This window comes from Iodobacter sp. CM08, from assembly GCF_033446605.1.
In the GTDB taxonomy this organism is placed as follows: domain Bacteria; phylum Pseudomonadota; class Gammaproteobacteria; order Burkholderiales; family Chitinibacteraceae; genus Iodobacter.
This window is the reverse complement of the sequence record NZ_JAWQUO010000026.1, coordinates 37,289-60,533: the sequence shown is the minus strand read 5'-3', so window position 1 is coordinate 60,533 and position 23,245 is coordinate 37,289. Positions and strand designations below refer to the sequence as shown.

Here is a 23,245-nt window from a genome sequence, read left to right as displayed (position 1 = left end):
ACAATCGGATCCGTCGCCATTCGCGTCTGAACGACGAGGCACCAGCGGTATTTGCTAAGCAGTTTGAGCTAGAAAATTAGAAATAAACCCAAAGCGTGGTGTCCGTGATTGACGCAGCCCTCAGGCTTCGTTTCTTGGCCACACAAGAAAGGAAGGTCCAGCGGGACGCCCGCACCTAAATCAATGTGCCGAAGGCACTAAAAAGATCTTGAGAATTTTCTTTATGCACTCTGCTCAGCCAGTTCGCGGACGTCCATATACAGATCTAAACATCACCCCTCTGGAGCAGGTATGCAGCGGATTGCGGTAGCGGGTATTCAGCATGAAACCAATACCTTTGCCAGTATGCCCACCACGCTGGCTCATTTTATTGAGGCGGATGCTTGGCCGGGGCTGACTCAGGGTGAGGCGGTTGTGGCTGCGGTGGCGGGGGCTAATTTACCTTTGGCGGGGGCGATTGCTGCGCTGCAGGCTGCTCATTTTCAAGTTTTGTCGCTGCTCTGGGCATCGGCCAACCCCAGCGGGCGGGTGGAGGATGCGGCGTTTGAAGCGCTATGGACAATGTTTGAGTCGGCACTTTTAGCTGCTGGGCCGCTAGATGGTGTGTATTTGGACTTACACGGCGCTTTGGTGACGGAGCGCTATGAGGATGGCGATGGCGAATGGTTGCGCCGTACTCGCGTCTTATTGGGTGAGCAAACGCCTATCGTGGCCTCGCTTGATTTTCATGCCAATGTCAGTCCCTTGATGGTGAATTCCGCCAGCGCTTTGGTCGGCTATCGCAGCTATCCCCATGTGGATATGGCAGAAACAGGGGCAAGGGCCGTTGGTTTATTGCGGCATATACTGGCTGGCAACCGGCTTTACCCTGCCATGCAAAAGCTAGATTTTTTGATCTCTATGCCTTGGCAGTGCTCATTAGCGCCGCCAGTTGCAGGCTTAATGCAAGACGCCATTAGGGCAGAAGAGGGTGATTTACTCAGTGTCAGTTTCTTCCCCGGTTTTCCTTTGGCCGATGTGGCCGATAGTGGCCCAGCCGTACTGGCTTACGCAGCAAACCCTCGCTTGGCCCAAGCTGCTGCGTTCAATTTGGCACAAAATGTGGCCGCTGCAGAAAGCAAATTTGCGGGCAAGCTGTGGCAGGTAGACGAAGCACTCCGCTACGCGCGTCAGCATGCGCGTTCTGGTGCAACGATTATTTTGGCCGATACTTGTGATAATGCGGGCGGCGGGGCGGGCAGTGATGCGGCAAATATCATCGCCACATGCTTGGCAATGGAGATCCCTGCCGTGGTGGGCCTGCTCTGCGATCCGCTGGCGGCACAAGCGGCGCATCAAGCTGGCGTTGGTGCAAAACTCAATTGTGCTATAGGTCGCAGCGATAGTCAGGCTATTGGGGAGTGGAGCATTTGCGCACTTGGCACGGGTCAGTTTGCGGCAACAGGGCCTTTTTATGCGGGCTGCCAGATGGATTTAGGCCTGATGGCTAGATTAGAGTGTGGCGGGGTAACGGTGCTGGTGAGTAGCCGCAAGCAGCAGGCGGCAGATCAGGCCATGTTCCGCCATCTAGGTATAGAGCCTTGCGAAGTGCCGATACTCATCTTAAAAAGCAGCGTGCATTTTCGTGCTGACTTTGGTGCTTTAGCCGCCGAGATTTTAGTAGTAGAAGCCGATGGCGATCATGTAGCCGATTTAAGCCGCTTGCAATATAAGGTGTGTCAAAGAAGGCCTGCGAGAAGTCTGATGTAGGGGGGGCACGGGCGCTCACCCTACATCAATTTAATACTTCATATAAAACCCAAAGTGCCCAAAGCTTTCGCCCTGCTCGATTTTAGGCGAGCTGCTGCCGTCGATGATATAGCCCCAATCGGCGCTAATAAATCCCCAATCCATAACTTGCCAACGTAGGCCTAGCCCGATGCTGGCGAGGGTTTCTTTGCTGCTTGCTGTGGCATCAGGTGAGTAGCGGTGGATGACGCCTGCATCGATAAAGCTTAATAAGCGTAAGCCATCGTAAATTTTGGGCGTGCTGATTTCAAAGCTGCTTTGTATACCGCTATCCCCTGTGGCACTACGATCACTCACTCCACGTAAGGAGTTGCTGCCGCCAAGTGCAAATTGCTCGCCAGAGATCAGCGGCTCATTGGCAAATTGTGCGTTAAACTTTAGATTAGCCTGCCAGTCGCCCGTAAAGCGGTAAAGGCCTTCAGCCTTGCCATGCCATGCTTGCCAGTTGCGGTGTGCATCGCTGCGGTTGCTAGCGTAAGCCTCGTCGTCATTAGCGTAGCCCGAGCCTAGATTGTGTGAGTAATCTAGGCTAAAGCTTATCTCGGTTTCTTCATTACGCCAGCGGCCACTATATGCAAGGGTAAGCGGGCGGCTGCGCACGTCGGGGCTAAGCTGGCCCACGCCACTTAAGTCAGAGCCATGAAATATTTTATCGTCGATAGCCACTTCAATCTGGCCGCGATATTGGCCTACAGGGGGCAGGTAATAGCTATATCGCAGCCCACCTGATTCGCCCTTTCCGGTAATGACTAAGCCTTCGCCCAAGCTACCAGAATCCACCTTAGATTGGGCGTAGTAGGCGGCTAGGCTGCTGTTTTGATTATAAAGTGGCAGGCGGTAAAACAAGCCGTATTGACCCACATTATCTGGCTGGCTGGGCGCGGTGGAATAGCTGAAGGTGGCGACATGATCGGCATTAAATAGATTGGCGTACTGAAAGCCAAGCGATAAACGCAAGCGGCCATTATCATCCGCCCCTGAGTTATTGCCAGATGCAAAAACACTCCACGATTTTTGCTGCTGCGAATCGATGGTGGCGTCAACATGATCACTATCGCCTTCTTTAAAGGTAACGGTGGTTTGTTTATCAGGGTTTTCATTGGCAATGGCGAGCTGGGTGGCCATGGCTTGTATATTGGGCGAATTACCTTCTTGCAAGGAAGGTAAGCTGTTTCTTTGGTTTTCTGCATCAAAAAATTCAGTATTCTTAATCAGCACCTTGCCTATTTTAAAGCTCAATACTTCTAGGATAATAATGTTAGAGGCTTCTTGTGGCGGTAGGGTGACGCGTAAAAAGCCGTGTCCTTGCTCCCTGAGTACTGATTCAAGTGCGCTAGCGGCTTGCTGTAAATCGGCGAGCGAGCGTTTATCGCCCAACCAAGGTTGCAATATTTGGCGGCTGGCCTCAATAGAGAGCGGGTTGTCACCTTTTATATCGAAGGTGGTGACATTAAAACTAGGTTCATCGGCCAATACACTGCCTGCAAGGATGCTGGAAAGTAATAAAAGTCGAAATGTCATATGAGGACGCCGCTTTATTTGGCCGTACCAGGTTTGCAGCCAAGGTTGGATGGGATGCCATTTTTGCTGAGTAATTCACGTAGTGGAACTTTGACTATGCCAATGGGGGTGCGATCAAACTCGATAAATACCGGTAGGTCGCGTAAGCGCACTGGGTTGTTTTTGTTGGTGAATCCAGTTTCATCTTTCCCTAAGTATAGTATTTGCTGGCTTGTATTGTCAGTTAGACTGACATTACCGTCTCTAACGTGCACATAAAGCCCTTGAGCATCGTTATTAACATCGCTTTGGCCAAATAAAAGCTGCAAATCAACGGGAATGGTATCGGGCCGTGGCGCGGGCATATTGCCAAGGCTGGCAGGTGGGCTGGCAGGGCGTAAAATACCGTTGATGCGGATCAACATGGTGTCGCCTAGATTAAGCTGCTGGCTAGGGCCATTAACGGGCGTGATCGTGATATGGCCCTCCCACACATAGGCGCCAAAGCCATCCATTGCCTGCACATTAGGGTCTGCGCAGGCGGCAGTGCATTCAAAATCTACCCCTGTGCCACGAATCCCGATGGTGGCGCTTTTGGTTTTATATTGCACGGCCTCTGGCCTAGCCTTGCCGATTAAACCCGTTAAAGCGCGTAAGCCCCCTTTAAAGAGTGATACGGCAAAGCTACCTTCGCTGGCGGCTTCGTTTTTATATTCAAAGCGATCAATTTGCATCTGCGTGTCGCTACGTAGGGACACCTTGCCCCCATCCCTAAACGCCAAAACCAAGGTGCCGTCGGTGGCGGTTTCAACGCGCTCGCCTACATATACCGCGCCGCCCTGCACCAGCATGCGCAAATTACCGTCTTTATTTTTGACGCTGGCTTTGCCAGATAGGCTAACTACCCGTGCTGCAGCGGCTACTTCAACGGCTTTATTTTGTTGAGTAGGCGCTTGCTTGGCTTCCTGCTCACAATCACCGGTACAAAGTCTTGCATCAAAATCGGTACCACGAATACCGATGGTAGCGCTATTCGTTTGAATTTTAGCCGCTGTTGCCGATTGCTTAGATATCAAACCCGTTACCGCACGTAAGCCCCCTTTAAATAAGCCTAAAACCATACTGTCTTCACGACCCGCTTGGCCAAAAGCAAAGCTATCAATTTTCATACGGGTATCAGGGCGTACCGTAATCTGCCCGCCATCGTTAAACTTCAGCACCGCATGGCTATTGGGCGCGGTAATGATCTCATCGCCCTCATTCAATACCGATCCTTTGCCAATGAGTTTAAGCCCACCAGCTTTACTCTGAGCCGATGCCGCGCCTTGTACCGATGCCACTTCAGCCACAATGGCCGCATAGCTGGGTATAGACAAAAAAAGGCTAAGGGCGATTAGCTTAAAACAATTAAACATCAGCTTTATCTCCGTGTGGCTGGACGTATTTTATAAAGCGATTATTGGCTTAATAGGCAATTAAAAAGCAAAGGACTATGGGCAATTGGCATCGTCTTCCCCTGCAATACGAATTGGTGTTTTGCTTGGCTCTATTTCTTCTGGTTTTTTTGCTTCAAATGGCAAAGCACCGGTGCCAATTTGCTGGAAATGGCTCTGCTGGTCTTGATTTTGCAAAATAATTACTTTAATCACTTGATCCACTTGCTCTGGAGTTGCCGTAATAGGCAATTTATTGATTAGGCGAGTATCAGGGTCTTTACCCTGTTTATTGATAGCGCCTGTGGTTTGGATTTGATCCGCTCTAATATTATTGCTGATGGTTCTTGCACTACCATAATTAATGGCACCACCATTGGCGGATATGGCTTTAACCCCCTGGGCTACCTGAATGATGGTTGCATCAACTAAAATTTGCCCGCTGGTGCCAGTAACTCCTGCTTGTGCACCTTGGTTTAATTGTGCAATGCTGGCTCCAGCTACTAAATCTGCATTTTGAATAAAGACATCATTGGCATCAATTTTTATATCGCCAGCTGCAATCAAGGCTGTATTCTGAATAATATTATCAGAGCTACCACCACTATCTCGGCTGAGTAGTTTAATCGTTCCGGTTGATCTAAATTTCTCACTATTAATACGCAAAGCTCCTTTGCTGGATAAAGAGCTATCATCAGCGCTAAAAGGGGCACTTACATTGAGCGCGCCTTGATTATCAATTAAAACATTGCCTTTTGTGCTGATGCCTTGTAGATCAAGATCAATATTGTTTTTTATGCTGATAACGCCATTACTCTTTGCTGTGAGTTGCGCAATTTTATGGCTGCCTTTATCTAGTAAAATTTGTGATTGGCCATCTAGCTGTAGTTTAGTAGTGGAAATTTGGCTGTTTGCAGTGTCGCCTATTTCAGCTGCTTTTAAATTAATCGTGGCAGCTTGCAACTGATCTGCAATGCGCAGTGATCCTATCGCATTAATATTCAGGTTGCCTTGGCTAGTGATCGTAGCTAGCTCTATAGATTGATTATTATTTAATAAAATATCTCCCTTGCTGCTAAGCGCTGCTAAATCAATCGTATTGTTACTGCTTTGAAGATTAATTCCTGCTTCTGCTTCTATGTTTATCTTGCGAGTATTTATTTTTCCGCCATCTAGTTCGCTAAGGCCACCATTATTTATTTTTAGCTGAATTTGATTAGCGCTTAAATTGTCTTTAACGAGCAAATTTCCAGTATTGGCAATGCTAATGTCGCCACTGCTGCTGGTGGTGTCAAGTATTAAAGCTTTAGTATTGCTTAGCTTGATAGGGCCATTATCACTAATCAATTTTACCTGATCTAAGCGGTTCGCTTTATCTAGACTGATGCCCGTTGCCGCTTTAACGCTAAGCAGCGGCGCACTAATAATACCTTTACTATTAAGAATGCTTCCAGTATTAATTATGATATTGTTTGCAGTTAAATCACTATTTAAATTGACATCAGCTCCTGCATTGATGCGTAAATTGTTAGCACTTAGTGGTGTGTTGGTGCTAACACTTGCTGCTGATTTTAGATCAATATCATTTGCTGATATCAAAGTGTTGACGTTCAAAGCGCCTGTAGTGTTAATTAATATATTGCCGTTGCCGCCACTCTGCGTTTTACTGCTTATTATGCCTTTGCTATTGAGTGTGGCACTGCTGATGTCGATATTGTTGGCAGTTATATTATCGTTTAAGATTAAATCACCAATTGCATTGATACGTATTTTGCCATTATTAGTATTGAGCTGAGCACTGGCATTAATCGCGGCTGCAGATTTAATATCAATATCACTAGCGGAAGTCAGGGCGTTGATGTTTAAAGCACCAGTCGCATTAATAAGTATTCCGCCCGTGGTGCTGGTGATCGCTTTGCTATTTACAATGCCGCCACTCGTAATATCAATTGCATTGGCGGATAGGTCTTCATTGATATTTAGCCCTCCCGTGGTACTGATGCTAATTTTTCCACTGCTGCTTGATTTACCTAAGATAAGATCTTTATTATTGCTGATGCTGATATCGCCATCACTACTAATTAAATTGGCTTGGTTAATATTATTACTATTATTTAGCTTGATGCCTTTGCTGGCTGTGGCGCTAAGTGTATCTGTGTTGATGATTCCTTTATCTAGGCTAATAATATCGCCGCCATCGGCTTTTAATGAAATGTTTTTCGCAGTCACGGCATCATTTAAGCCTAATGCTCCTTGTGTGCTAATACGTAATAGCCCTTGAGTGGATATTGCCCCGAGTGCTAGGGTTTTGCTATTTGAAAATATAATATCGCCGTTGCTATTCGGTATAAAATTATCTACCGTGTTGTTTTCTGCTAAAGTAATGCTACTGGCTTGAGCGTTTAGGCTTTTGGCGATGAATGCACCACCGGTTATTTGGCTTAAGCTGCCACTGCTAATTATAGATAAATCTGCAGTAGCGGCATTAAATCCTTTTATTTGCACATCACTGAGTTTATTACCCTGCGCATCGCCTAAAATTATTTTGCTAGCTTTAATACGATCAATATCGCTTTGGCTTAATTCTACTCCTAAGCCTGTCTTGCTATTGCCACCTAGGGTAACTTTAATACTATCTGCTGTATTGGGTGTGTAGATTAAATCGGTGGCATCAATCTTACCTTGATCGCCCATATTCAGCTGATCGCTTATTAGATTAATGTTTTTGCTATTGATCGCATTGTTAATGCTAATTGCTGCGGTGCTCTGTATTTTTGCTGATTCTGTGGCATTGAGTGCCGCATCAATCGTAACAGTACCTTCATTATTGACTTGTGCTTTGTTTGCACTAATTTCTTTAAGCGTTAATGAGTTTTTATTTTTTAAAGAAATATTGCCATTGCTGCTTGCAGATAGCACCGTTAATGAATGCGTGCCATTGCTTAAAATAATATCCCCCGTGCTACTTAGTTTGGCATTGCCTGTTAATACCGCAGTGCTATTGTCGCTCATATTTTTGGTATTTATATCAATTTGTGCTGCAGTTAAATTTCCACTAATAATAAGCCCTTCGCTATTAATTAACTTAAATTGATCGGCGCTGGAGTCGCCCAAAGTTAAGATCTTAGCATTATTCAGTAATATATTGCCCTTGGTGGTTTTAAGCGTGGCTTGATCGATTAGGTTGTTTTTATCCAGCGTAATGCCGCTTGTGGCGTTGGCTTTTAAACTATTGGCACTAATAATATTATTTGCTTTTATGCTGCCATTACTGGAAGTGAGGCTTGCTGTTTTTGCCAGTAAAGTATCGCTAAGGATTAAATCACCTTTGCTGCTTATTTTTACTTCAGAGTCTTTGCTATTGATGGCTCCTAGTGTGAGCGCTTGATTATTATTGAGGGTTAAGTCTTTACTGCTAATGCTGGCTTTGTTTATTAAATTATCTTTGTCGAGTAAAACATTGCCAGTTGCTGTTATTTTTAGATCACTTGCAGTAATAATTCCGCTGGTTTGACTAAGATTTTCTGATTGCAAGGTAAGCGTGTTGCTACTTGCCGTATTAAGGCTGGTGTTGAGGGTGATATCTGCCGTATTATTAACTTCTATATTGCCATTTCCTTTTAAACTACTAATGGTTAATGCCTTGCTGTTTTTAATTAAAATATTGCCTGTTGTGTTTGTCGCGCTGAGTGTAGATATTTGATTGGTTTGGCCTAAGCTAATTTCTCCATTGGCGGTGCTATTTAATGAGCTAGCATTAATAATTGTGCCTATGCTTTGATTTATACTGCCAGATGTTGCGGTGAGCGTGGCATTTTTAGCATAGATGGAGCTTGCAATAGTTAAATTAGAGCTAGCCCTTGCACTTAGATCATTCCCTGCTGCTAAACCATCGGCATAACCAGATAAGCCAATATTTAGATTACCAGCATAATCAAGATTAATATCTCCAGAGCTAGTAAGGGCTACGCCATTAGTAAATACATTGCCGGTATTGTTTAAGGCAATGCTACTGGCTCTGGCTGCTAAGCCTTTTGTTTTTAGAATGCCACTTTGGGTAATCGCTCCAGATGAATTTATATCTAATATTGGTGCTCCACTGCTTGTGCTGATATCTAAGGTGGCGATATTTACGGCCCCAACTTGATAAGAGCTATTGCCAATTTTAATAGTATTGGCGGTAAAATTATTTATTTCGCTTTGAGTAACACCAAGCGCGCTACGGCTTGATCCCCCTAATTGAAATGCTGTGCCACTGGTAAAGGGCGAGATATTGATTGTGCCGCTATTGGCATTCAGTGTGGCGTAGTTTGTGCCACTAGAGGCATAGCTTAGGCCGATGGTATCTGCCCGTAGATTAATATTGGCGGCGGTGATCACGCCTTTGTTGCTACTACTATTAGGGATAGAGATCGTTTTCGCTGCCGCCGTGGTTAGGATATCGGCATTGCCTGTGCCAGCGGTGATATCGTTATTATTGAAAGTGATGTTTCCATTGTTTTCTAGGCTGATATTGCCATTATTAGTTGAAATACCGCTTTGGGTTGGCCCGCTCTCTGTTGTGTTATTAAATAGATTAATATTTGTATTGTTTTTAATGGTGATACTTGCTGCACTTGCGGCTGTTTTTGCGCTTAATTGTTCTATGCTATTACTCGCATGGTTCAGGTTTATATTGCCTGAAGTGGAGTAGATGGTTAATGAGCCTGGGGCTGGGCTAGGAGAGGGTGTTTGTGAGGGAGCGGGGCTAGGAGAAATAGTAAGAGGTGCAGATTGGCTGATTGATTGCGTGTTTTCAATCCAGCTGTCGCCGCCCATTTTTGAATAAGAGCTTAAATCCGGATGTGCAATAATGCTTAATGCATTAGTATTTTTTAGTTTGACACTGCCATCGGAGCTGCTGCTGAACTGGCTTATTTCATTGCTTGCTTCACCCAGATTAATGGTTGAAATAGATCCAGATGGAGTTGGTGTAAATGTTGAAACACTTAAGTGGTTTGCCTTTATGTATCCATAGCCTGTTTGATTTGTGTTGGTTTGAGCTATACCGGTTTTTCCATAAATGGAGAGATTCTTTCCGCTACGATCTACCAGTTCATTAATAGATACATTACTTTCTGATTTTAAAAATACATTATCACTGATGAGTTTAGCAATGGATGCGCTGCCTAATTGCATTTTGCTGCTGTCGGCTTGGGCAGAATCCAGATCTAATTGCCCGCTGGCTTTAATGGTAATGCTTTTCCCAGAGCCACTGGTGATATTGCCATTTAATGTTAGGCTTAAAGCTTCAAGGGTGATATTTCCTTGGGTGGATATAGCTGCGGCGTTAATGGCCTTTTGATCGGTCTTGAGGGTGATATCGCCAGTGCCACTATTGGTGATCGACTGGCTATTCATATCAATGCCATTTGTTAGCGGGTAAGCATTTTTTGCATAGAGGGTTAGATTTTTATTCTTGTTATAGCTCATGCTATTGAGTAGGGTAATTGCGCCCTCAGCCTGAATGGTGACGTTATTACTGCTGAGCTGGCTATCAATATCGCCAATAAGCACTACGGAGCCGCTGCTGCTATTACTGAAGGTGTATTCGCTATTTACAATGCCATTGGGGCTGGTATCTGTTGTGCCAGTGGTCTTGATGGTGATATCTGCTGGATCTAATAGCAGCGTGCCTGCATTACCTTTAGCTGCTGATGTATCCACCTGCGCTTTAAAATCTAAAAATTCCTTACCCGATGTTTCTACCAGCCCGCCATTTCCACCCTCAGCCCCGCCTTTGGCACTGATTTGGCCATTAACACGGGTGTTTTTATCAGCCCAAACAATTACCTTGCCGCCGTTGCCTGTGCTGATGGCATCCGCACGCAAGGAGGTATCTATACCGGTGTAGCTTGCTTGTGCATTGGCAATGTTGGCGTTTTTACCCTGGTAATCACCGCCTACTAAGATAGTCCCGCCTGCATTTTGCCCACTGGCATCCACCGAGCCGTGATCGATCAGGCCAACGTGTTTACCCAGTAATTGTACTTCGCCACCTTGCATGCCTACGGCGCTGATTTGGCCACTGGCTAGCAAGGTACCTGTTGGTCCTGCATCAAGGGTGATTTGCCCAGCAACTGCCCCATTGGTATCGATGCGGCTGCCTGCGCTGGTTTCGATTTTATCGCTGGCACGCAACAAAACCTTGCCTCCTACTTGCTCGGCACGCACCGCGCGGATCTCACCGCTGTGTTTTAGGGTGCCTGCAAATAGCCCAATAGCATCGCCTTTGATTTGGCCTAGATTAATTACACTATCGCTTGGTGCTTGTAAGGTAAAACGCACGCCTTCTAGTCCTAGGCTGACGATTTCAACTGATTTTCCTGCTGCAAGCACGACATTGCCATTACTTGACTCGATCAATCCACTGTTTTTAATATCAGGTGAAACTAAGAAAACATCGCCATTTTGGCTACGAATTACCCCTTCCACGGCTATCTTGCCGCCTTCTCCTGCAAAGCGATAACGGCCATTTAGGAAGTCATCGTTTTTGATATCAAGGGTAGATGCAATAAAACCAGCGGTATCAATGCGTGCATCTTTACCAACGAGCAAGCCATTGCGGTTAATCAGAAATAGGCGGCCATTAGAGCTAAGCTGGCCCAGAATTTGCGAAGGATCTACGCCGCTAACACGATTTAGCACGATGCTTTTGGCGGATTCCTGCTGAAATCGAGTCGCCTCATCTTTGGCGATATTAAATTTTTGCCACTCAATGATTGCGTTGGGCGTGTTCTTGATAGTGAGCATTTTGCCCACTTGCTGGATATCTGCCGAGCCATGAATGATTTGCATTCCTTCAGGGTTGGCATAGGCGGGGCTGCCTGCTAGTAGCGGTAAGGCTATTGAAATAGCCAGTACTAGAGGGCGTAAAGGGAATTGCGGCTTCATGGCGAGCCTCCGCGGTCTTTGGGCAAAGTGGGTCGCTTAATTCTAGTTTGTGATATGGCATTTACCAGTGGAGTCTGATGAAGTTAAAAAGATAATATTGTTTTTCTTTCCCCTCGCTTTTTGTTTTCTTTTGAAATGCGTCAGTAACAATAGTAAGTAAAAACCCTTATTTTTTTAATGTGTGCATATAAGGGATTTCCTGCTTGAAAACATTGCTCCTTTTTGGGTTTGGCATATAGAATCAAGGCCATTTCGCCGCAAATTGATATTAAAAACTTCTGCTTCCCCTAAGGGTTTTGTGATGGATCGACAAGGCTGGTTAAAGGGCACGTTGTATAGCCCGACGTTCGAACAAGATAGTTGTGGCTTCGGCCTGATTGCTCAAATGGATGACAAGCCGTCGCATTGGCTGGTTTCTACCGCAATTAGCTCTCTTGCATGTCTAACACACCGTGGAGCCGTTGCCGCTGATGGAAAATCAGGCGATGGTTGTGGTTTGCTGTTTCGAAAACCGGATAGCTTTTTGCGTGCCGTGGCCGCAGAAAATAAGCTAACGGTGGCCGATGAATACGCTGTAGGGATTGTGTTCTATAGCCAAGCAGAAACATTAACAAAACTCTTTGCAGCGATGGAGGAGCAGGGCTTGGCGGTTGCGGGTGTCCGCAGTGTGCCAGTGAATATCGAAGCCTGTGGTGAGTACGCCTTACAAACACTGCCGACCATTGGCCAGCTATTTGTGAATGCGCCAGAGGGGATGAGCAGCCAAGTGTTTGAGCGTAAGCTCTATCAAGCACGACGTGTGGCAGAAAAAGCCTGTACTGACGATGCTGCTTTCTATATGCCAACCTTAAGCCCGCATGTGCTGTCTTATAAGGGCTTGGTTACGCCGGATAATCTGCCAGAGTTCTATCTGGATTTGAAAGACCCACGTTTTGAATCGTCACTGGCGGTATATCACCAGCGCTTTTCAACCAATACTTGGCCACAGTGGAAACTGGCTCAGCCTTTTCGCTATCTGGCGCACAACGGCGAAATCAATACGCTGCACGGTAATCGTTTGTGGGCCAAAGCCCGTGAAGCGATTATGGATAGCGAGTATCTGGATATGGACACGGTACGCCCGATTGTTCAAACCAATGGCTCTGACTCCATGTCGATGGACAATATGCTGGAAGGCTTACTTATGGGCGGCATGGATGTATTCCGTGCTTTCCGTATGCTGGTGCCGCCTGCATGGCAAAACGTCGATAGCAATGATCGCGACTTACGCGCATTTTACGAATACAACTCCATGCATATGGAGCCATGGGATGGCCCAGCCGGTATCGTTTGGACGAATGGCCGTTACGCAGGCTGTGCCCTCGATCGCAATGGCCTGCGCCCAGCGCGTTATGTGATTACTAAAGATCGCCACCTGACGATTGCCTCTGAAATTGGCGTGTGGGGCTATAAGCCCGAAGACGTAGTGAAGAAAGGCCGCGTTAAGCCAGGCCAAATTGTGGCGGTGGATTTAAGCAATGGTGAGTTTTTAGACACCGAAACCATTGATAACCGCTTAAAAACAGCGCAACCCTATCGTGCTTGGGTAAAGAAACACGCCCAGCATTTAGAGCTGGCCGAAGACAACTCACCGCTAGAAGCGATGAGCCGTGAGCAATTGCTGACCTACCAGAAGCAATTTCAGCTGACTTTTGAAGAGCGCGATCAAATCTTGCGCGTGCTGGCGGCTGATGGCCAAGAAGCGATTGGCTCGATGGGGGATGACACGCCAATGGCGGTGTTATCCGAGAAAGTACGCTCGCCGTATGACTATCTGCGCCAGCAGTTTGCGCAAGTGACTAATCCGCCGATTGATCCGATTCGTGAAGCGATTGTGATGTCGCTGAACACCTGTTTTGGCCCTGAGCGCAATCTGTTTAAAGAAACAGAATTTAACGCCAGCCGTTTAGAAGTGCGCTCGCCAGTGTTGTCATCGGATAAGTTTGATTCGCTGACCACCATGCAGGATGCCGATTACAAACCTGCTTTCTTTGATATTACGTTTGACCCCGCTACGAGCACTTTAAAAGCTGCCGTTGAAAGCCTGCGTGCGTCTGTGCTTGTCAGTGTGCGCGATGAAAAAACCGTGGTGGTGGTGTTAAGCGATAAAAACATTCAAAAAGGCCGTTTGCCGATTCCTGCCTTGTTTGCCGTAGGCGCGGTACACCATATGCTGGTGGATGAAGGTTTACGTTGCCTGACTAATATTGTGGTGGAAACCGCGACTACCCGCGATCCGCATCACTTTGCTTGCTTGATTGGCTATGGCGCTACGGCGGTATTCCCGTACCTTGCTTACCAGACGATTAAAGAGCTGGTAGAGATCGGCCAGATTGATTTGCCACTAGAGAAAGCCTGCAATAATTTCCGTAAGGGGATTAATAAAGGCTTGTTGAAGATTCTCTCTAAAATGGGCATTTCAACCGTTGCTTCTTATCGCGGCTCGCAATTGTTTGAAGCCGTTGGCGTGAATGAAGAAGTGGTTGATCTCTGCTTAAACGGCACAGTTTCACGGATTTCTGGCGCTAATTTTGCTGATTTCCAAGAAGATCAAGGCAAGTTAAACAAGCTGGCTTTCAATACCATGCGCCCCATTGCGCAGGGTGGCTTGTTGAAATACGTGTTTGGCGAGGAATACCACGCTTACAACCCCGATGTGGTGATGCAGCTGCAAAAAGCCGTGCAAAATGGCGATTACAAGGAATACCGCAAGTACGCCGATCTGGTGAATAAGCGTCCGGTAGCCATGCTGCGCGATTTAATGGGGCTGAAGCTCGATCCTGCCAAGGCGATTCCGCTGGATGAAGTGGAATCCGTTGAATCGATTCTGAAGCGTTTCGATTCTGCAGGCATGAGCTTGGGCGCACTCAGCCCAGAAGCGCATGAAGCCTTGGCCGAGGGGATGAACCGCTTAGGCGGGAGATCGAACTCGGGTGAGGGCGGCGAAGATCCGGCGCGTTATGGCACGGTAAAAATGTCCAAGATCAAGCAAGTGGCCTCTGGCCGCTTTGGTGTCACCCCGCATTATTTGGTGAATGCCGAAGTCTTGCAGATCAAGGTGGCGCAAGGCGCTAAGCCAGGTGAGGGCGGCCAGTTGCCAGGGGATAAAGTCAGCCCGCTGATCGCTAAGCTGCGTTGCTCCAAGCCTGGGATTTCTTTGATTTCCCCACCGCCGCATCACGATATTTATTCGATTGAAGACTTGGCCCAGCTGATTTTTGACTTGAAACAAGTTAATCCAGATGCGCTGGTTTCGGTGAAGCTGGTGGCAGAACCCGGTGTGGGCACGATTGCCGCAGGTGTGGCTAAAGCTTACGCCGATTTGATTACCATTTCTGGCTACGACGGTGGTACAGGGGCATCGCCCTTGGCCTCGGTTAAATACGCTGGTACGCCATTTGAGCTGGGCTTGACCGAAGCGCAGCAAGTCTTGCGTGCCAATGGTTTGCGTGGCCGCGTGCGCGTGCAGGCTGATGGTGGCTTAAAGACCGGTCTGGATGTGGTGAAAGCCGCCATGATGGGGGCAGAAAGCTTTGGTTTTGGTACAGGCCCGATGGTGGCGTTGGGTTGTAAATTCTTACGTATTTGCCACTTAAATAACTGCGCAACCGGTGTAGCCACGCAAGAAATCAAGCTGCGTTCTAAATACTTTATTGGCCTGCCAGAAATGGTAGTGAATTACTTTACCTTTATTGCGCAAGAAACCCGTGAATGGATGGCATTGCTGGGGGTACGTCAGTTATCTGATTTAATCGGCCACAGCGAAATGCTGGAGCTAGCAGCGGGTACAACTGAGCGCCAAGGCCGTCTGAAGCTGGGCGTACTGCTTAGCCAAGGCACGATTCCAGAATCGCAGCCGCGTTTTTGCGTAGAAGAGCGCAATCCATCCTTTGATAAGGGTGAGCTGGCCGAAGAAATGGTGAAAGACGCCATTGCTGGCATTAAGAACCAAACGCCGCAAAAATTTGAATACGCAGTGCGCAATATTCATCGCTCCATCGGCGCGCGCCTCTCTGGCGAAATTGCCAAGGCGCACGGCGCAGAAGGCCTGCCGAATGACTGCCTGCATATCAAATTAAACGGCTCGGCTGGGCAATCCTTGGGTGTATGGAATGCCAAGGGCCTGACGATTGAGCTGGAAGGCGATGCTAACGATTACGTCGGCAAGGGCATGAGCGGCGGGCGCGTGGTGATTTATCCACCGAAAGCCTCTGATTTTGAATCGCATGCGGCTGTGATTGTGGGTAACACTTGTCTTTACGGCGCAACCGGCGGTGAGCTATTTGCGGCAGGTATGGCGGGCGAGCGCTTTGCGGTACGTAACTCGGGAGCCACAGCCATTGTTGAAGGCATTGGCGATCATGGCTGCGAATATATGACGGGCGGCTGCGTGATTGTGCTGGGTGAAACCGGCTACAACTTTGGCGCGGGCATGACGGGTGGTTTTGCTCTGGTTTACGATCCTAAAGAGCGTTTTGCTTACCGTATTAATAATGAGCTGGTGGATATTAACCTGATCAATGGTGAGTCTTACGGTGCAGTGCGGGCTTTCCTGCGCGGCAAATTACGTGATCACGCCAAGCTAACCGGATCGACTCGCGCCATTGATATTCTGGCCGATTTTGATGAGGCTCAGGATAACTTCTGGCTGGTGAAACCTAAGGCCGCCAAGTTGGATGATCTGTTAAAAGACTAATAGAGAGTAGGGTGGGCACGATTTTGCCCACGCGTGGGGCCGCTGGCTAATCCGCGTGGGCACAAATTCGTGCCCACCCTACCATTCTGTCCCCTATTCATCACCCTCAGATTTCAATACCGAGGTTTAGATCATGTCAGATGTATTCCAGTTTATGAAGGTTGCGCGCAACCCAGGCGAGAAGGTTGAAGCTGCTGCGCGTAAGATTGTATTTAAAGAAATTTACGAGCCACTGAGCCAGCCGGATGCTGGTGAGCAAGCGGCGCGTTGCTTAGGCTGCGGTAATCCTTACTGTGAATGGGAATGCCCAGTGCATAACTACATTCCCAATTGGCTGCAGCTTGTGGATGAAGGCCGCTTATTTGAAGCGGCTGAGCTATCGCATAAAACCAACTCATTGCCAGAAATTTGCGGCCGCGTTTGTCCGCAAGATCGCCTGTGTGAAGGGGCCTGTACGCTTAATCAAGGTGGCTTTGGCGCGGTATCGATTGGCTCGGTAGAAAAATACATTACCGACGAAGCCTTTAAGCAAGGCTGGCGTCCAGATATGAGCGGCGTGGTGAAAACCGATAAAAAGGTTGCCGTAATTGGCGCTGGCCCGGCGGGCTTGGCGTGTGCCGATGTGCTGATTCGTAATGGCGTGCAGCCAGTGGTGTTTGATCGCTACGAGCAAATTGGTGGCCTGCTCACCTACGGTATTCCTGAGTTCAAGCTAGAAAAATCAGTGATGCAAACCCGCCGTGAAATTATGGAAGGGATGGGCATCGAGTTTCGCTTAAATACCGAAATCGGCAAAGACATTACGATTGAAGATTTGCTGAGGGATTACGACGCCGTATTTATGGGTATGGGTGCTTACAAATATATGAAGGGCGGCTTTGCAGGTGAAGAGTTGCCTGGCGTGATGGAAGCGCTGCCGTTTCTAATTAATAACGTCAGAAATAGCATGGCTACCCTGCCAACTGGGGAAGATTACATCAGCATGGCCGGTAAGCGCGTGGTGGTGTTAGGCGGTGGTGATACTGCCATGGATTGTAACCGCACCTCGATTCGCCAGCAGGCTCAATCGGTAATCTGCGCCTATCGCCGCGATGAAGCCAATATGCCAGGCTCTAAACGTGAAGTGTTGAATGCCAAAGAAGAAGGCGTTGAGTTTCTGTGGAATCGCCAGCCGGTTGGCATTATCCAAAACAGCGACGGCAGCCTAGGCTTAAAACTGGTTACAACCGAGCTGGGTGCGCCAGACGCCAATGGCCGCCAAGCAGCGGTAGAAGTGGCTGGCTCTGAGCAAATCATCGAATGCGATCATGTGATTGTGGCCTTTGGTTTCCAAGCCGAAGCGGCATCATGGTTTGAAGCGCAGGGCATTAAGGTAGACAGCCGTGGCCGCACTATCGCCCCAGAAAAGCAAGCTTTAAAGCACCAAACCAGCAATCCAAAAGTGTTTGCCGGTGGCGATCAAGTCCGTGGTGCAGATTTGGTGGTACGCGCCGTATTTGAAGGCCGCCAAGCCGCAGAAGGGATGTTGGAGTTTTTAGGCGCTTGGTAAGGGGCCAGAGGCTAATAGATGTGTAGGGTTAAGTCTTAAACCATAGAGGCTTACAGAGAAAACAAAGCTTTCTGGCGATGTCTCTTCTGCAAACGCATGATTAATATAGTAGGGCGGGTGAAACCCGTGTATTTATGGAGTATTACTCGCGGGTTTTACCCGCCCTACAAATGCAAAGTAATGTAGGGTGGGCACGATTTTGTGCCCACGCGTGACATGATTGCAAATCAGGCTTACTCCTAAAAAACCGGCCTAGCAGATCACTCTGCTAGGCCGGTTTTTTACTTTGCAATGCACTTGGCTGATTTAAGCTCGGCGGTTTGGCCGGTGCTGACGCGGCTTAACCAGCAGTGCTTACCGATCAGCTTAAGCTTAAATAACTCAGGTTTTTCCAAGCTCAAGCCTTGCAGCTTGCTACGCTCAATCAGCAGCTGGCTGTCATGCACTAGCGCATCATTGGCTAGCCTCACCTCAGCAACTCCCAAAAGCTCGGCCACTAAGCGATTCACTTCTGGGCTTGGCTCTGCGAGCACAGCTGCTACTGGTGGTTGGGCCAAGGCTTGGCAGCCAGTTAATAGTAAGCAAATCAGCCAGCGATTCATCACTTAGGCCGCTCCAAGCGCATGATTTCTTTGCTTGCTGGGCGTAGCAGGGTGTTTGCGGTGCTGGATTGGCCAAGGGATTGGCCATTCGCTGGGCAAGATCCCGTTGTTCTGTAATTTAAGGCTGCAGCAATCAGCCGTTCATTTTTATCACCGAGCGGCTGCTTGAAATCTTCACTTACTTGGCAAGTGGGGCTAAAGCCATCTGAATAATCACCAAAGCCTTTATGATTTTCACCCTGAAACTGAATGGTGTAATAGGTGGTGCCGCAATTATCTTGTGGAATAAAGCCATAAGGCTTGCCGCAGGTTTGTCCGCCAATCAGATTCACCTTCACGTCGATACCACGTAAGCCATTAATAATGGCCTCACTGGCGGAACAAGTGCCACTACCCGCTAAAATAGTCACTTTGTTTAAATTTAGGCTAGGTAGTGCACTAAAGCTGGAGGAGGTTGGATAAAAAGGCCATGTATTATTTGGATCAACAGGCGTTTTATCGTTATATTTTAATTTAAAAAAAGTTTTGCCCTGTGTTTGTAGCGGGCCAGCAATCATATAGCTTAATGCATCGGCCACATACAGCAAGCCGCCACCGTTGTAGCGCAAATCAAGAATTAAATCACTTACGCCATCTGTTTTTAAGCGATTTACCGCATCGATTAAGCCTTTTTCTGAAACAGCATTATGACTATTAAATGTCATATAGCCGACTTTCCCTGTATTGGTATCAAAGCTCGTTACATTTTGCACCGGCGTTGTTTGAATATCGGCTGCAATTAATGTTTTAGATATTCTTTGGCCATTTAAATTCTTAAATATAAAAGTATGGCTTTGATTTGCACTTTTTGGAAATAACCCAGAATTAAGTGCATTTACATTACTGCTATTGGCCAAATCAACATCATCGACAGATTCAATTTCCATACCGCGCTGAATGCCTGCCAAAGCAGCGGGGGAGTTTGGCTCGGTGTAGGCCACAATCAGCTTGCGTGGCGGCTGGTTTGCTACAAAAGAAAACGCCATACCATAGCCAAGCTCTATACCGGATTGGCTTTGTTTATTAGCTTCGTCTGTATTTTCAGTAAAGTGATAGTGATCTTTGGCTTTACCGGAAGGGGATAAGGCTGATGTTTTCAGTGCGTTAAAATAATCAATGGCGCTGCTGTAAGAGGCAGGATTCAGTTTCTGAGGGACTTCGCGGTACCAAAGATAGGTTTCATCAACCCATGAGCGCAGCCAGTTTTTTTCATCATTGAGTGTGCCTTGGCGATCTGGATAGCTGCGATTGCCATTGTAAGGATCTGTGCCACGCCGTGGTGCGGCGCACATGTCTTTATAAACTTTGGATGAAGGTATTGCACCCTCGTTAAATGCGTTACCGCTGTCTTCTTGCGAGCCGCCACAGGCAGTTAAAGCGCAAATCAGACTAAGGTAACTTAGTTTTAGACTATTTTTTAAAACAGTTGTTGGGTGGAAAAGCATGGTTTCTCTCTAAACTTGCATGGTTTTTTGAAATATTATTTTAAGTTTTTGCTTTTTTTCAAGAAAGTATTCTACATTGATCAATGTATAAATCATTACACTTACTCCAAAATATATTCTTACTGCATACGCAAAATGCATACAAGGCTAGCTTGCTAGGCTTCAGTTATATGTTTTTACACGCCTTCATTACGCTACGCTTTGTTGGGCCTTGATCATTTCACAGGCTAAGGTGGTGTAAGTTGCTGCCCATGCTTTTTTAACGTCATCGGTAAATGCATCTGCCAAACCTTGTTCTAGAGTCCAAAGCAAGGCTTTGCCCACGGTGGTGTAGTGTTCTTCTTGCACATTGTATTGAGCGTGCCGCTCGCCTAGTTTTTGTATGGCGGGCAATAAAACGGTTGGATTGTTGATGTTATCTACCGCCAGCTTGATGCTGCCCATTAGCATTGCGCCTTGTTTTTTCATATCGCCTTTAAAAAGGGGTTTTACTTCGGGGGCAATTTCAAATAAATGTTGATAAAACATCTCGGCCGCGGTGTCGGCAATCGGCAGTACAAGGGCCAGTGTTTCTTTTACAAGCGCAATATCTTTTTCGGTTAAAGCCATGATTTTTATCCTTGGTTAAGCAAGTGCAAGATTAACTTCAGCTAATGAGCCTAAATTCCTATGCTTTGTTCACTATGGCCTGTCAAATATTGTCATGCCTGCTGGGCTGACTAATGGCTAGCCGTGGTACACCATGATTTTCCCAATGGGTTTTTGTTTTGGGACGCGCTAGAATCTGGGCTATGGAAACTTCTTCTTTTGCTTCGGCTTTTATTCTTTTGCTCCTTGTGACAGATCCACTGGGTGGCATTCCTCTCTTTGTCTCTTTGATGAAACAAGTGCCCAAAGCACGGCGAACACGCATGATTTTGCGAGAAGTGTCGGTGGCTTTTTGTGTGCTGGTTACTTTTATGCTATTTGGTCAGCAGTTTTTGCAGCTGATGCATTTATCTGAAACATCGCTCGGTATTGCGGGTGGGGTGATTTTGTTTTTGATTGCGCTGCGGATGGTTTTTCCGCACCCAGAGGGCGTGTTTGGTGATACCTCAGAGGGCGAGCCATTTATTGTGCCGCTAGCCATTCCTCTCTTGGCAGGGCCATCGGCCTTGGCAACCGTGCTGCTGTTGGTTTCGAGGGAACCGGCAAGGTTATGGGAATGGATAGGTGCTTTGGCACTGACGATGTTAGTGTGTGGTTTAACGCTGGCTTTCTCAGAAAAAATTAGCTTGCTGCTGGGGGAGCGGGTTACCACGGCATTTGAGCGCTTAATGGGGCTAATTTTAACGGCAATTGCGGTAGAAATGCTGCTTTCAGGTATTCGCCATTATCTTGCTACTCTGCCTTGATTAGCCACAAGGCGATAGCGCTCTAGCGGGTTACAATGTTTTTGTTAATTAATTATCCTAAAGATGTTATGCGGAACGATTTACTTTTGCCATTGCTGTGTAATATCAAATCCTAAAAGGAAATCATAATGACCCAAGATGAATTGAAACAAGCCGTTGGCCGTGCAGCGCTTGAATATGTACCAGATAATTGCATTGTTGGGGTGGGTACAGGCTCAACTGCTAATTATTTTATTGATGCACTGGCTACCATGAAAGATCGAATTCAAGGTGCTGTTTCTTCATCAGAGGCGAGTGTCGCGCGGTTAAAATCACATGGTATTCCTGTCTTTGAGTTAAATACGGTGGATCGTTTACCCGTTTATGTGGATGGAGCGGATGAAATTAACCGCCAATTGCAAATGATTAAGGGCGGCGGTGCGGCTTTAACACGTGAAAAAATTGTAGCTGCGGTGGCAGAGCAGTTTATTTGTATTGCTGATGGCAGCAAATTAGTGGATGTTTTGGGTAAGTTTCCATTACCCGTAGAAGTTATTCCAATGGCTCGCTCTTATGTGGCTAGGCAATTGGTTAAATTAGGTGGCCACCCAGCTTACCGTGAAGGGGTGATTACAGATAATGGCAATATCATTTTAGATGTGCATGGCTTGCAAATTAGCGAAGCCAATCAATTAGAAAGCCAAATTAATGAAATTGTGGGCGTGGTGACTAATGGTTTATTTGCGCATCGCCGTGCCGACGTGCTGTTATTAGGCACAAGCAAAGGTGTGCAAGTATTAAAATAATTGTAGTTAATATTTAATATGCCTTGTGCATGGCAGTAAGCCAAGCCTTTGAATATAAATGGCTTGCTGCTTTTTTTAAAAATGCCACATGGCTATAATCTAATGATGCTATAAAGACATAGTCAGTGCTTTAGCTGTTTTCAGAAAGATGCAATAAAATAGTCATATAATTATGTTATTTTACGACGAGCTTAAACTGCAGGAGAATTCCTCGAATGTCTGAACATATTTCCAAACAATTTGATGCCGAGCTAGAAGAAATTCGCTCACAAGTAATGGGCATGGCTGGCCTAGTTGAAGAACAAGTGCGTCAGGCGATGCAGGCTTTGGCCTCGGGCGATCTAAACATCATCAATCATGTATTAGAAGAAGAAAATCGTGTTAATGATATGCACGTTTTGCTCGACGATATGTGTATTCATATGATTGCACGCCGTCAACCTGCCGCATCTGATTTACGCATGGTGATGACTGTTATTAAAGCAGTTGAAGATTTAGAACGTATTGGCGATAAAGCCGCGCGCATTTGCAAACGTGCCAAAAACATTTATGAATCAGGCCGATTGCAAGTTCCACGCTTTAATGAATTAAACCATATTGCTGAGCACGCCATTGATATGCTTTCTAAAGCACTAGATGCTTTTGCTCGTATGGATGCGGTAACTGCCACCAATGTAAAACGTGCGGATGAGCGTTTAGATGACGAATATCGTTCATTGCAACGCCAATTAATTACCGTAATGATGGAAGACCCACGCGCTATTACCGTTACTTTAGAAATTCAATGGATTGCGAAAGCGATTGAGCGAATTGGTGATTTGGCGGTAAGCATTGCTGAGCAGGTTATTTTCTTGGTAAAAGGGCAAGATGTACGTCATAAAAACCAAGAAGAAGTAGACCGTGTAGCACACAGCTAATTCCTTTGGATTTTCTGCAGTTTAAGGGCAAAGTCGGTCAAAACCGCCTTTGCCCTTTGTACTTGTGGGGATTTTCCTGTTTGCCAGCAAGGCGGGCGCACGTTATCGTTACGCCCATGCTCTCA

The 23,245-nt window shown here is 46.8% G+C and carries 12 protein-coding genes; 6 read left to right on the top strand and 6 right to left on the bottom strand.

Annotated features, from left to right (window positions below):
• The first annotated feature begins 291 nt into the window (after window positions 1-291).
• Window positions 292-1,749 (top strand): M81 family metallopeptidase, encoded by a 1,458-nt coding sequence (locus R6242_RS15295; RefSeq protein ID WP_318428352.1) that lies wholly within the window; start codon window positions 292-294, stop codon window positions 1,747-1,749.
• 30 nt (window positions 1,750-1,779) lie between these two features.
• On the opposite strand, the gene R6242_RS15290 is transcribed toward R6242_RS15295, so the two are convergent.
• The 3 genes from R6242_RS15290 to R6242_RS15280 form a co-directional block, all read right to left on the bottom strand.
• The gene (locus R6242_RS15290; RefSeq protein ID WP_318428349.1) at window positions 1,780-3,309 is read right to left on the bottom strand and encodes a ShlB/FhaC/HecB family hemolysin secretion/activation protein; all 1,530 of its coding nucleotides are present in this window, start codon (window positions 3,307-3,309) and stop codon (window positions 1,780-1,782) included.
• Window positions 3,310-3,323: 14 nt separating this feature from the next.
• Window positions 3,324-4,703 carry a FecR domain-containing protein gene (locus R6242_RS15285; RefSeq protein WP_318428346.1) on the bottom strand — a complete coding sequence of 460 codons (1,380 nt, stop codon included), beginning with the start codon at window positions 4,701-4,703 and terminating at the stop codon, window positions 3,324-3,326.
• 75 nt (window positions 4,704-4,778) lie between these two features.
• Window positions 4,779-11,654, bottom strand: coding sequence for a filamentous hemagglutinin N-terminal domain-containing protein (locus R6242_RS15280; protein ID WP_318428342.1), 6,876 nt, complete (start codon window positions 11,652-11,654; stop codon window positions 4,779-4,781).
• Window positions 11,655-11,955: 301 nt separating this feature from the next.
• Here R6242_RS15280 and gltB point away from each other — a divergent pair, with 301 nt between their 5' ends.
• Together gltB and R6242_RS15270 are read left to right on the top strand one after the other, a co-directional pair.
• Window positions 11,956-16,389, top strand: coding sequence for a glutamate synthase large subunit (gene gltB / locus R6242_RS15275; protein WP_318428338.1), 4,434 nt, complete (start codon window positions 11,956-11,958; stop codon window positions 16,387-16,389).
• Window positions 16,390-16,522: 133 nt separating this feature from the next.
• Window positions 16,523-17,938, top strand: coding sequence for an FAD-dependent oxidoreductase (locus R6242_RS15270; protein ID WP_318428337.1), 1,416 nt, complete (start codon window positions 16,523-16,525; stop codon window positions 17,936-17,938).
• 281 nt (window positions 17,939-18,219) lie between these two features.
• Here R6242_RS15270 and R6242_RS15265 read toward each other — a convergent pair whose 3' ends face one another.
• The 3 genes from R6242_RS15265 to R6242_RS15255 all read right to left on the bottom strand — a co-directional run bounded on the left by R6242_RS15265 (window position 18,220) and on the right by R6242_RS15255 (window position 20,633).
• The gene (locus R6242_RS15265) at window positions 18,220-18,543 is read right to left on the bottom strand and encodes a hypothetical protein (RefSeq protein WP_318428335.1); all 324 of its coding nucleotides are present in this window, start codon (window positions 18,541-18,543) and stop codon (window positions 18,220-18,222) included.
• On the bottom strand, window positions 18,540-20,024 hold the full coding sequence (locus R6242_RS15260; RefSeq protein ID WP_318428333.1) for a S41 family peptidase: 1,485 nt from the start codon (window positions 20,022-20,024) through the stop codon (window positions 18,540-18,542). Before R6242_RS15260 ends, R6242_RS15265 begins: the two co-directional genes overlap by 4 nt.
• A 189-nt stretch (window positions 20,025-20,213) precedes the next feature.
• A complete protein-coding gene (locus tag R6242_RS15255; protein WP_293937933.1) occupies window positions 20,214-20,633 on the bottom strand; it encodes a globin family protein in 420 nt (139 codons plus the stop codon).
• A 182-nt stretch (window positions 20,634-20,815) separates the two neighbouring features.
• Here R6242_RS15255 and R6242_RS15250 point away from each other — a divergent pair, with 182 nt between their 5' ends.
• The 3 genes from R6242_RS15250 (at window position 20,816) to phoU (ending at window position 23,120) form a co-directional block, all read left to right on the top strand.
• Window positions 20,816-21,418 carry a MarC family protein gene (locus R6242_RS15250; protein WP_318428331.1) on the top strand — a complete coding sequence of 201 codons (603 nt, stop codon included), beginning with the start codon at window positions 20,816-20,818 and terminating at the stop codon, window positions 21,416-21,418.
• Window positions 21,419-21,543: 125 nt separating this feature from the next.
• A complete protein-coding gene (rpiA, locus tag R6242_RS15245) occupies window positions 21,544-22,203 on the top strand; it encodes a ribose-5-phosphate isomerase RpiA (RefSeq protein WP_374759888.1) in 660 nt (219 codons plus the stop codon).
• A gap of 215 nt (window positions 22,204-22,418) precedes the next feature.
• Window positions 22,419-23,120: a phosphate signaling complex protein PhoU gene (phoU, locus tag R6242_RS15240; RefSeq protein ID WP_293937939.1), complete on the top strand. Its 702-nt coding sequence runs from the start codon at window positions 22,419-22,421 to the stop codon at window positions 23,118-23,120.
• Window positions 23,121-23,245: the final 125 nt, after the last annotated feature.